The organism is Ilumatobacter sp., assembly GCF_046290335.1.
Classification (GTDB): Bacteria; Actinomycetota; Acidimicrobiia; order Acidimicrobiales; family Ilumatobacteraceae; genus Ilumatobacter_A.
The window spans coordinates 739696-752004 of record NZ_JBKAGH010000003.1 but is presented as its reverse complement, the minus strand read 5'-3'; the positions used below and the strand labels follow the sequence as shown (position 1 = coordinate 752004).

8 protein-coding genes are annotated in these 12309 nt (G+C 68.4%); 6 read left to right on the top strand and 2 right to left on the bottom strand.

The window, feature by feature from the left end; genetic code table 11:
- Nucleotides 1-78: 78 nt before the first annotated feature.
- Nucleotides 79-444 carry an NADH-quinone oxidoreductase subunit A gene (locus ACE37B_RS15980; protein ID WP_409924318.1) on the bottom strand — a complete coding sequence of 122 codons (366 nt, stop codon included), beginning with the start codon at nt 442-444 and terminating at the stop codon, nt 79-81.
- A 131-nt stretch (nt 445-575) separates the two neighbouring features.
- Nucleotides 576-3152 (bottom strand): LuxR C-terminal-related transcriptional regulator, encoded by a 2577-nt coding sequence (locus ACE37B_RS15975; protein WP_409924317.1) that lies wholly within the window; start codon nt 3150-3152, stop codon nt 576-578.
- A 402-nt stretch (nt 3153-3554) separates the two neighbouring features.
- Here ACE37B_RS15975 and ACE37B_RS15970 point away from each other — a divergent pair, with 402 nt between their 5' ends.
- From ACE37B_RS15970 to ACE37B_RS15945, 6 genes are all read left to right on the top strand, one after another.
- On the top strand, nt 3555-4292 hold the full coding sequence (locus tag ACE37B_RS15970; protein ID WP_409924316.1) for a corrinoid protein: 738 nt from the start codon (nt 3555-3557) through the stop codon (nt 4290-4292).
- A 15-nt stretch (nt 4293-4307) separates the two neighbouring features.
- Complete coding sequence (locus tag ACE37B_RS15965) at nt 4308-5027, top strand: DUF1638 domain-containing protein (protein WP_409924315.1); 720 nt, start codon at nt 4308-4310, stop codon at nt 5025-5027.
- A complete protein-coding gene (locus ACE37B_RS15960) occupies nt 5024-5602 on the top strand; it encodes a virulence factor (RefSeq protein ID WP_409924314.1) in 579 nt (192 codons plus the stop codon). The genes ACE37B_RS15965 and ACE37B_RS15960 overlap by 4 nt, the downstream gene beginning before the upstream one ends.
- Nucleotides 5599-6528: a dihydropteroate synthase gene (locus ACE37B_RS15955; protein ID WP_409924313.1), complete on the top strand. Its 930-nt coding sequence runs from the start codon at nt 5599-5601 to the stop codon at nt 6526-6528. Before ACE37B_RS15960 ends, ACE37B_RS15955 begins: the two co-directional genes overlap by 4 nt.
- Before the next feature lie 89 nt (nt 6529-6617).
- Nucleotides 6618-8654 (top strand): ASKHA domain-containing protein, encoded by a 2037-nt coding sequence (locus tag ACE37B_RS15950; RefSeq protein ID WP_409924312.1) that lies wholly within the window; start codon nt 6618-6620, stop codon nt 8652-8654.
- 137 nt (nt 8655-8791) lie between these two features.
- Complete coding sequence (locus ACE37B_RS15945) at nt 8792-12241, top strand: RCC1 domain-containing protein (RefSeq protein WP_409924311.1); 3450 nt, start codon at nt 8792-8794, stop codon at nt 12239-12241.
- The last annotated feature ends 68 nt before the right edge of the window (nt 12242-12309 follow it).

Genomic DNA, 12309 nt, shown 5'->3' with positions numbered 1-12309 from the left:
GCGCTGCGACAGGCTCGACGGTGATCGTCTCGCTGAGCTGCAGGGCGACAGGTTCCAGTGTGGCGTCGATCCGAGCGATCACACCCACCGGAGCAGCCCTCGCTTCCACGCGTAGAACAATCCGTCGAGCAGCAAGAAGATGAACACCAGCATCACGACGAGGCCGAAGGTGCCATAGCGCTCGATGTTCGCAGCCCACGGGAACAAGAACACCGCCTCGATGTCGAAGATGACGAAGAGCAGCGCGAACACGTAGTAGCGGATCTGGCTCTGTGACCAGCCCATGCCCACCGGGTCGACACCCGACTCGTAGGCGATGTATTTCTCGGCCGACGGCTTCGTCGGACGCACGGCGGCGGCGAGGCCCAGCAAGAGCCCACCGATCAGCAGTGCGGCCGCTCCGAACCAGACGACATTCAGATAATCGCGGAGAAAGACCGACATACGAGCCCCGAAGATACCAGGGCTCGTGAATTCATTCCCAAACTCGCACCGTCGTTCTTGGGCCTCATGTCACGTTCGACGTGTCCGGTTCCTCGTCGTCGAGTCTCGGGTCTCGCCCCCGGACCAGGCTGTCAGGGGCGCCGCAGCGCGCCGGGGTGATCACCGAGCTCGAGCGCCGCGAGTTCGTGGCGGCCCGACACGTCGAACATCCGGTAGACCGCCGCCAAGTGGTTGTCGACGGTTCGGACCGAGACCACCAACTCGGCGGCGATCTCCTTGCTCGCTCGTCCCGACGCTGCCAGCCGGGCGATCTCCAACTGACGCTCGCTCGGCATGTCGCAAGCAGCATCGACGTCAGCGAGGCGTGCGGCGAGCCGCGGTGGCAACCCCGGAACGATGCGCGCGGCGAGCGCTGCGAGTTCGAGCACGAATCGCCGAACTTCCGAGCTGGCGGGTTCGGTGCGGCTTCGGATCTCGGCAGCAGCGAGCAACGCGTCGAAGCTCGGCGTGACGAAACCGATCGCGAGCAGTGCGTGAGCAGCGGCGCGAGCCCGACGCCAGTCGTCGTCGACGACGGCCATCGCGTGCTCGGCGAGTGCCGTCACCACGGGGCCCTCGACGTCGTCCGCCCAGTTCTGCAGCGCCGACGAGCAACGCGGCGCCGGGCCACGGCGCACTGCCTCCCACGCCACCCACGGCGCCCAGAGCCCATATCCCGACTCAGCCGTCTCGTTCGCCAGCCCCGCCGCGAGGTCGTCGGCGTCGGCCACATCGGCGAGTCGAACCTGCGCACGCGCAAGGCCGATACGGCTCGAACCGTCGCAGGTCTCACTGGTCGCGCCGAACTCGATCTCCAACGCACACAAATCACCGCGGACGAACCCGGCCGCACCGAAGTCGTCGACGAGATCTCCCGCACGTACCGCCTCGCGAGCTCGTCGCTGCGCCACCTCGAAGTCGCCATCCAACTGCGCGAGCTGCGATGCGAGGCCGAGCCAGACCACGTGCGCCGGTCGTACACCGGCGAGATCGGCGAGCGCGAGGGCGTCGGACACCAGCGCCCGACTGCGCTCGGTCCGTCCCGACAGCAGGCACCGCAGTGCCTCTGCGATCTCGAATCGCACGATGATGTGTCGCTCGCTGCGCTGCTCGGCCAACACCAACCCTCTCCGGATCGGGTCTTCGGCCTCGTCGAAACGTCCGCCGAACACCTTGTCGAAGGCGGTGCCGAGCAGCACTGCTGTCACCGCGGCGTCGTCGTCGACACGTGCCGATGACGCAGACTGGGCCGACGCCGCGGCGAGGTGGCGATTGCCCGTCATCCGCGAATAGAGCGATGTCGCGGCATCGATCTTCGCGAGCAACGCCGGGTCGTCGACGCGACCGCGCAGGTCGGCCAGCATGGCGTAGGCCTCGTTGCGACGATGGAGTTGGAGCGCCCACAACTCCGCGGTTGCGAGACCGGCGGCGACGATCTCGGCATCGGTGGACGCCACGGAGCGAGCGTGCTGCGACGCCGCGACGGCCTCGTCGAGGTTGCCGACGTTGGCATGCGCCCAGATCAACTGCACGAGGTCGCAGGTCTCCGGCTCGGCGATCGACAGGATCAAGCGACGTGCGAGGTCGTTCTCCCAGCGGGCGAGCGCGAGCGCAGCGCCGCGCCGAGCAAGACCCGGATCGAGTTCGTGCTCGGCGCGCAACAACCACGATCCGAGGCGAGCGGCATCGACGGCGTCGTCCGGGCCGATCGCCGAGACCAGCTTGGAACACACCCGACGGATCTGTTCCGGCGAGAGCGAATCCAAGATGACCTCTCCGTAGAGCCGCTGGCCGATCACGGTCGGGTCGCTGCGCAGCAATCCGACGCGTTCGAGATGCTCGAGCGACTCGACGTCGATCCGGGCGGCCACACGCCGCGGCAGGGTTTCGGCCACCGCAAGACATCGCAGCAGCTCCCATTCGCTCTCGCTGAGACGATCGAGGTGCTCTCGAACCAGGCGATCGATCGAATGACCCGATGCCCGGAAGTCCTCGAGATGCCACAGGCCGTCGCGTTCCACGACCGCTCCTGCCGCCTGCGCCGCTGACACGAGCTCGCGCAGCACCATCGGGTTGCCCTGGCTGCGCGCGCCGAGCCGGCGGATCGAGCTCAACTCGCCGGGCCCGAGCCATCCGACGACCATCGACATCACCTCGTCATCGGTCAGCGGCGGTACCTCGACGACTTCGGCGTGCGCCCGCAGCGCGCTCGACAAGTTGTGCTCGTGGACCTCGCCTCCCAACAGGGTGCGCTCGGTGGCGAGCACCACGACGTCTCCCTGCAGCATGACGCTCTCGATCAGCCCGGCGGACTGATCGTCGAGGAGTGCCACGTCGTCGACGACGAGGACTGCCGTCGCTGCTTGAGCGATCAGGGCGGAGCGCAGCCGCTGGATCAACTCGAACTCGATCGAGATCGGCGTGTCGTCGACATCGAGGAGATGCACGAGTGCGCCGAACGCCAGGTGTCGTTGCGCTGCGCCGCCCGCAGCACGCCGGACCGGGACTCCTGCCGTTGCCAACGACGACGCAACGGCTCTCGCGAGATACGACTTGCCGATGCCAGCCGGGCCGCGCATCACGATCGAACGACGCTCGGCCCCGGTTTCGGTGAGGTGGCCGGTGAGGCGCGCGACGACATCGTGTCGCCGCCACTGCTCACTTGGCATGTATCCCTCCCGACCTTTCCTGTGGTCTGTTCGCCGTCGTCGATGTTCGCAGCGTTCTTCGTTCCCGTCGACGGCCATGCGTCGTCATCGATCACGCGGGTCGCCGGAGCACGCTCACCGTAGCAATGCAGACCTGGAGTCTGAGACCCGGCGGCACCGCGATCTCCCTGGCGGTCTCGCTGGCGATGTCGCTGGCGATGTCGGGCCTCGCCGTGACCGCCGGTCCGGTGTTCTGGTCAGACGGTGGCCGACGGACGGCGACCCGCGGTAGCATGGTCGTGCACGCCTCCCAGAGGGGTCGACCCAGAGGGGTCTGGCGATGTGGATCTTCCAACCGTTCCGCAACGCGGAGCAGGGTGGCCACACGCGGCTGCCCTGTCCTCATCCTCTGGGGGTGCTCACATGAGCGACGACAACGTCATGCCCGGCGACGACGACATCGATCTCGCCACTCTCGACGACGACGATCTCGTCTTGCAGATGCACGACGACCTCTACGACGGACTCAAAGAGGAGATCGCCGAAGGCACGGCGATCCTGCTCGACCGAGGCTGGAGCGCCGAGAAGGTCCTGAACGTGGCGTTGGTCGAAGCGATGCGCATCGTCGGCAACGACTTCCGCGACGGCATCCTCTTCGTCCCCGAAGTGCTCCTGTCGGCCAACGCCATGAAGGCAGGCATGGAACTGCTTCGCCCGCTGCTGGCCGAGACCGGGGTCGAGTCGATCGGCAAGGTCGTCATCGGCACCGTCAAGGGCGACATCCACGACATCGGCAAGAACCTCGTGGCGATGATGCTCGAAGGTGCCGGGTTCGAAGTCGTCGATCTCGGCATCAACACCGACGTCGACGAGTTCCTCGCAGCGATCGACGAGCATCGTCCCGACATCATCGGGATGTCGGCACTGCTCACGACGACGATGCCCTACATGAAGGTCGTCATCGACACGCTGATCGAGCAAGGTCGGCGCGACGACCACATCGTGTTGGTCGGCGGCGCTCCACTCAACGAGGAGTTCGGCGTCGCGATCGGCGCCGACGCATACTGCCGAGACGCCGCCGTCGCCGCCGAGACGGCAAAACGGCTGGTGCTCGCACGTCGCGGTGTTCCCGAGCCTGCCGGGCCGTCGGTCTCGGCCTGAGCGGGTGACGTTCGCGTGATCTCGTCACCGCACCGGTCGCCCGACGAACGGCCGGGCGGGGCGCTGCGCGACCTGTCTGCCGATGTGTCCGAACGTGCCGCTCCCTCATCATCTCGCACCTCCAGCGAGACACCTGGCGTGCTGGTGATCGCCTGCGGCGCGCTCGCACACGAGTTGAAAGCGATCGTCGACCTCAACGGGCTCGACGATCTGACGGTCGAATGCCTCCCGGCCAACCTCCACAATCGCCCGAGCGAGATACCCGACGCCGTGCGAGCTCGAATCGATCGAGCCCGGGCCGTGGCTCCCGAACGACCGATCCTGGTCGGCTACGCCGACTGCGGTACCGGTGGGCTGCTCGACACCGTGGTCGCCGGATACGACGGCGTCGAGATGCTCGGCGGCGCTCACTGCTATGAATTCTTCGCCACCTCGCCTCGGTTCGCCGAGATCCAAGACGCCGAGATCGGGTCGTTCTACCTCACCGACTTCCTCGTCAAGCACTTCGATCGCATGGTGTGGGAAGGCCTCGGACTCGACCGCCACCCGGAGCTGTTGCCGATGTACTTCGGCAATTACACGCGTTGCGTCTTCCTCGCACAGAGCGACGACGCGACGCTCGTCGCCGACGCCGAGGCGGCCGCGGAACGACTCGGGCTGTCGTTGCTGATCGAACGAACGGGCTACGGCGAGTTGGAGACCACCCTCGTCGAAGTCGGACGGAGGCCAAGATGACCCACCGCGAGATCGACGGCGAGATCGACGACAACACGCTCGACTCGTCGGCACGGGATCAGGGCGAGTTGCGCGAACGTCAGACCGTGGCGCGGCGCGGTCGTCGACGCAGTGCGTCGTCGCTGTCGATCATCTCGTGGCGTGACATCCCGGCGCAGTTGAGTGCCCGGGCCGGCGAGGAGTCGAGCAAGCTGTTGCTCCACGCTCGGTTCCAGCACGCCATCGATCGCGCTGCCGCCGTTGCTGGCCTGACCTCCACCGATGACTACGTGCAGCAGTGGCGAACCTCGTCGCAGCCGATCGGAGACGGCGACGTCGCGGCCCAACTCGATCGCTGGTGCGCCGAGATCGAGCACGAGTACCCGCGAGATCGCCTCGAAGCACTCGTCGCCAACGGCGGACTCGAACCATCCTCAGGTGACGGCCGCGCCGTCACCACATCGGAACCGAACTCCGACCCGAACCCCGGACCGAACGTCGACCCGAACTCCGATCCGAACTCTGGCTCGTCGACGCCCAACGGTGCCGGCGACGCCAGCATCACCGCTCCAGTATCCGAAAGCGACACCCCATGACCGACACCGTCATCAGCAGCGCCACCCGCGAGGTCGTGATCGGCTTCGACCGACCCTTCGTCATGATCGGCGAGCGCATCAACCCCACCGGCCGCAAGTTGCTGGCGGCCGAGATGATCGAGGGCAACTTCGATCGAGTCGTCGCCGATGCGATCGCCCAGGTCGAGGCCGGGGCCCAGATGCTCGACGTCAACGCTGGCATCCCCCTCGCCGACGAACCGGCGCTGCTCGCGCAGGCGATCCAACTCGTGCAGGCGGTCACCGACGTCCCGTTGTCGATCGACTCCTCGATCGTCGAGGCGCTCGAAGCCGGATGCGCGGTCTATCAGGGCAAGCCGCTGATCAACTCCGTGACCGGCGAAGACGAACAGATGGAGCGCGTCCTCCCGTTGGTGAAGAAGTACGGCGCGGCGGTCGTCGCCATCTCCAACGACGAGACCGGCATCTCGGAGGACCCCGACGTCCGTTTCGAGGTTGCCCGCAAGATCGTCAACCGCGCCGCCGACCACGGCATCCCCTCCTCCGACATCGTCGTCGACCCGCTCGTCATGCCGATCGGCGCCGTCGGCCAGGCCGGCCAGCAGGTGTTCCGACTCCTTCGTCGCCTCCAGACCGAACTCGGGGTGAACACCACCTGCGGCGCGTCGAACGTGAGCTTCGGGCTCCCGAATCGACACGTCATCACCGGCACGTTCCTGGCGATGGCGATCTCCAACGGCATGACCTCCGCGATCATGAGCCCGCTGCATCCCGAGGTGAAAGCTGCGGTGAAGGCCGCTGACGTGCTCGCCGGACACGACCGCGATTGCGGCGCCTGGATCGGCGAGTACCGCGAGGGCGGCACCGCTGCCTCCGGCTCGTCCGGCGGCGACGGCGGCGCCCCGCGTCGCCGCGGTGGCCGTCGAGCCCGCGTCGAAGGCTCCTGATTCATGCTCCGCCTGCGCTCACCCCGGCGCTCCCACCGCACGTGCTGCCCCACCGACCCGCCGACACGGTCGCAGACGGGGGGTCGGCGATGACGTCCGGGTCGACGCATCGGGTGGTGTTCGCGCCGTCGGGGTTGAGCGTGACGGTCGACGACGGAACCACGTTGCTCGATGCCGCCCGCACGGCCGGAGCGGATCTCGACTCGACGTGCGGCGGACGCGGCCTGTGCGGACGCTGCCAGATCGTGCCGTCGGTCGGAGCGTTCTCGAAGTGGCAGATCGAGTCCACGCCCGACTCGATCACGTCGTGGACTTCGACCGAGGACGCCTACACCGGCCGGCGGCCGATCGCCGAGGGGCAACGGCTCGGGTGCGCTGCCCACGTGCTCGGCGACCTCGTCGTCGAGATTCCGGCCGCCAGTCAGGTGCATCGCCAGATCGTGCGCAAGTCGGTCGATGTCGGTGACATCTCCATCGACCCGATCGTCAAGCTCCACTACGTCGAACTCCCGACGACCGATCTCGACAGCGAACGAGGCGGGCTCCACCAGCAGATCGCCGAGGCACTCCAGCGCGACTTCGAGGTCTCGGCCACCTCGATCGACGCCAACGTGCTTCCCCAACTGGCGCCCGCCGCCAAACGCGGGAGCGGCGCCGTCACGGTCGCCGTTCGCGACGGGGCGCGGATCGTGGCCGTCTTCCCCGGCTACACCGACCGAGCGGTGGGGATCGCCGTCGACGTCGGGTCGACGACCATCGCCGCGCACCTCGTCGACCTCGCGACCGGCGAGGTGCTGGCGACGAACGGGGTGATGAACCCGCAGATCCGCTTCGGCGACGACCTGATGTCGCGCGTCTCGTACGTGATGATGAATCCCGGCGGGGAGGTCGAGCTGACGCGGACGGTTCGCCAGGCGCTCGACACGATGATCGGCGAACTCGTCGGCGACGCCGAGCTCACTCGCCGCGACGTGCTCGACATCACGCTGGTCGGCAATCCGATCATGCACCACGTGCTCCTCGGCATCGACCCGACGCCGCTCGGTCAAGCCCCGTTCCTGCTCGCCACCGATGCCGCCGTCGAGGCCCGCGCGACCGACCTCGACCTCGACGCTCCGAACGCGTCGGTGTATCTCCTCCCCTGCATCGCCGGTCATGTCGGTGCCGACACCGCTGCTGCGATCCTCGCCGAAGGGCCTCATCGCAGCGACGAGTTGCAGTTGCTCGTCGACGTCGGCACCAACGCCGAGATCGTGTTCGGCAACGCCGGGCATCTGCTCGCTGCCTCATCGCCGACCGGCCCGGCATTCGAAGGAGCGCAGATCTCCGCCGGGATGCGTGCGACCGCGGGCGCGATCGAACGGGTCCGCATCGACCGCGACACGCTCGAACCACGCGTCAAGGTCATCGGCGCCGACGTGTGGTCGGACGACCCGCTGTTCGACATGCAGACGCGCACGCTCGACATCGCCGGCATCTGCGGCTCCGGGATCATCGAGGTGATGGGCGAGCTGTTCCTCGCCGGGTTGATCGACACCGACGGCACGATTCGACCCGACGGCCCGACGAAGACCGACCGCGTGTTCGCCGACGGTCGGACGTTCTCCTACCGCCTGTTCGGCGACTCCGACGACCCGGCCGACAACGTCAACGTCACCCAGGACGACGTGCGCGCCATCCAACTCGCGAAGGCTGCGTTGCGTGCCGGCATCGACCTGCTGTGCGAACACGCCAGGATCGACGACCCGAGCCTGATCGGGTCGATCCGCCTCGCCGGAGCGTTCGGCGCCCACATCGACCCGCTCTACGCCAAGGTGCTCGGGCTCGTCCCCGACACCCCGGTCGACCGGGTCCGCTCGGTCGGCAACGCCGCCGGCGCCGGCGCGGTGAGAGCACTCGTGTCAGCGAGCCAGCGCGCCGAGATCGAAGCGGCCGTGCGACGCGTCGAGAAGATCGAGACGGCGATCGAACCGCGGTTCCAAGAGCTGTTCGTGGCCGCGATGGGGTTCCCGCACTCGGCCGTGCCGACGCCGCACCTGGCGGTCGAGACGACGCTGCCGGCTCCCCAGGAGAAGTCGAACGTCGCCGGCACGCGCCAGCGCACCGGTCGCCGTCGACGCCCCTGAACCGACGCGAGCTCACGCAACGCCCCGAGCGGCCAGCATCGCACCACCCCGGCCGGACCGTGTTCGAACCGGGCCGGCGGCGCTGCGTCGCGCACAATTCGGAGCCGACGCCGAGACGATCGCGCGACACTCTTCCCATGAGGGACGCCAGAACCGCCCGCCTCATCCTGTCGACCGTCGCACTGGTCGCCTCGCTCCTCACGGTCACGTCGGCACCCGCACCTCGTGCTGTCGCCGTGCTCGCTCCCGACGCGTCGGCCACGCTCGCCGGCGGGATCTTCCACCAGTGTGCGGTGCGCTCCGACCAGACGGTCGCGTGCTGGGGAGGCAACGAGGTCGGCCAACTCGGCGACACGACGCTGAACGACTCGAGCGTGCCCGTCGCCGTCGACGGTCTCACCGACGTGGTCGCGCTCGACGCTGCGACCGCCACCACCTGCGCGCTGCGCTCGAACGGAACGGTCGGGTGCTGGGGAAGCAACTCGAGCGGCCAGATCGGCGACGGCGCCGCCGTGCCGTTTCGCTCGGCACCCAGCTCCGGCAACGGCCTCATCGACGTCGTCGACATCGCCGTGGGAGACGGGCATGCCTGCGCGGTCATCGCCGACGGCACCGTCTCGTGCTGGGGGCGCAACAACGCCGGCCAGCTCGGCAACGGCTCGACCGTCGACTCGAACACCCCGGTGACCGTGACCGGTCTGACCGATGCGGTCGCCGTCAGCGCCGGCGGCAGCACGACCTGTGCGAGGAGCAACGACGGTGCACTGACCTGCTGGGGCAGCAACGCGAACGGCACCTTCGGCAACGGGACCACGACCGGTTCGACCACGCCCCTCGCGATCACCCCGACCGGCACCTCGACCGGCACCTCGCTCGGTGCGATCACCGACGTGTCCGTCGGTCTGGGCGCCACCTGCGTCATCACGATCGACGGACAGGGCTGGTGCACCGGTGCCGGGCCGTTGGGAGACGGCACGGACGAGTCGAGTTCGTCGTTCGTTCCGATCACGCTCCGCTCCGTGCTCGACATCGACGTGTCGAGTCGGGCCTGTGCGATCGCTCCCGATTCGACGACGTGGTGTTGGGGTGCAGGAGAGACACTGATTCCCTTTGCTGCGCTCGAATCCGAGAGCCTCGTTCCGACGTTGGTCCAGGGCAGCAGCGGCACCGTCGCGCTCGACACCAACGACGCTCACACGTGCATCGGGGTCGCGGGTGGATCGGTGCGGTGCTGGGGCACTGACATCGATGGACAGCTTCAACTCCCGGTCGGGGCCAGGACCGCCGACCCCGTGCCGGTCGACGGGATCCAAGCGAGCGCCGTCTCGACGGGGTATCGGACCTGCCTGGTGACGCTGACCAACTCGGTGTCGTGTGCCGGCGTCGACCTGACGTTCGAGAGTGTCGCATCGCCCGTCCCGTCTCCGTCGTTCCAGTCGGTGCCCGAACTCGACGGCACGAGCTCGCTGAGCGCCCGCTTCTTCCATTCGTGCGCCGTGCGTGTCGGCGGCACCGTGACCTGCTGGGGCGTCAACCTGGCGGGCGAGATCGGCGTCCCCCCGTCGAGCGAACTCGAAACGGTCTCGTTCACCGACGTAGCCGGCCTCAGCGGCGTCGTCGAGGTCGCGGCCGGAGGCAGCTTCTCGTGTGCGACGACCGGCGCAGGCGCTCGATGCTGGGGCATCGACGACAACGGCCAGCTCGGCAACGACGCCGCCCTCGTCGACTCGGCCTCGCCGGTCGCCGTCCAGGTCCCCGGCAGCACGACCGGTGTCGACCTCATCGGCGCCGGAGCGGGGCACGCGTGCGCGCGCATCACGAGTGGGATCGGCAGCTTCGTCGGCTGTTGGGGCCGCAACAGCGACGGCCAACTCGGCGATGGGACCACGAACGACCGCCCGACCCCCGCCTCGGCGGGTGTCATCTTTCCGAAGGCGCTGGCCGTCGGCAACCAGCACTCGTGTGCGATCGACAGCGTCGACGGCCTCTACTGCTGGGGGTACAACGACGACGGCCAGCTCGGGATCGGGTCGACCGTCGACCAGACGACGAAGCAGCAGGTGACCGGCTTGCCAGCGCTCCCGATCGACGTCGCTGCCGGAGCATCACACACCTGCGCGTTGCTCGCCGACGCCACGGTTGCCTGTTGGGGCGACAACTCGAGCCGACAGCTGGGCCAGGCTGGCGGTGACATGTCCACGAGCCCGCTGGTCGTCCCGGGGCTGTCCGGGGTCGCCCAGATCGAAGCTTCCGGCGCGACGACCTGCGCGATCCTGATCGACACCTCGGTTCGATGTTGGGGCGACAACCTGGTCGGGCAGCTGGGCTCGAACCCGCAACGGTTGGCTCCCGCCACCATGGCCTTGGGCGGCACGCTGCTGGCGCCGGCCACCGCAGCCACCGAAGCCACCGTGGTCCCGGTCGAGCCAGCACGGCTCCTGGAGACCCGCGACGGGCTCGACACGGTCGACGGCGCCTTCGAGGGCGGTGGGGCCATCCGACGCAACACGCAGATCGAGGTCGACGTCGTCGGCCGCGGCGGTGTCCCGGCCGATGCCGACGTCGTCGTCGTCAACATCACGGCAGTCCGACCCGAGACGAACGGGTTCATCACGGCGCATGGCTGCCTGCAACCACGACCCGTCGTCGCCCAACTCAACTTCACGAGTCGACCCGACGTCGGCTCGATCACGCTCGGCAACGAATCGATCGTCGAGTTGTCCGAGAGCGGATCACTGTGCATCTACACCTCGGCGACCACCGACATCACGGTCGACGTCACGGCCTACGGCACCACGGCCGGCGGCTATCGCCCCACCACCCCCGCTCGCATCCTCGAGACCCGAGACGCGGCGTCGACCGTCGACGGCGAGGCGCAACTCGGCGCGCCGATCACCGGGGGCACGGAAGTGACCCTCCCCGTGGCGGGCCGCGCCGGAGTGCCATCGACCGCCAGCGCCGCCGTGCTCTACATCGCCGCCGTGCAGCCGACCGGCGTCGGTTTCCTCACCGCGCATCCCTGCCTCGGCACGCCCCCGCAGGCCAGCAGCTTGAACTACGGGACGTTGCCGGGTGGTCAACGAATCAACCGAGGCAACGAGATCATCGCCCCGCTCGACGACGACGGCAACGTCTGTCTCTTCGTGTCGACCACGACCGACCTCACCGTCGACGTGATGGGCTCGATCGATGCATCCACCACCTACGAGGTGAAGACGCCAGCCCGCATCCTCGAGTCGCGCGTCGGGCTCGAGACCGTCGACGGCGAGTTCGAACTGGGTAGGCCGATCGATGGCGGCACCGAGGTCGCCGTGCAGGTCACGGGTCGGGCCGGGGTCGGGAGCGACGCGCGCGCCGCGGTGCTGAACATCACCGCCGTCCGGCCGTCCGGCGTCGGCTTCGTCACGGCGTACCCGTGCTCCCAGCAGCGTCCGACGGCGAGCAGCCTCAACTTCACCAGCTCGCCGTCGACCGGAGCGATCAACGGTGGCAACGAGGTGCTGGCACCACTCTCCTCGTCGGGATCGGTGTGCCTGTTCGTGTCGACGACGACGCACCTGACGGTCGATGTCGTCGGCTCGGCCTGAGCGACGTCTCACACACCCGATCCGCAACGGACCCGCACGCGGCTTCCCGGATCCGCAAGCGACTGGCC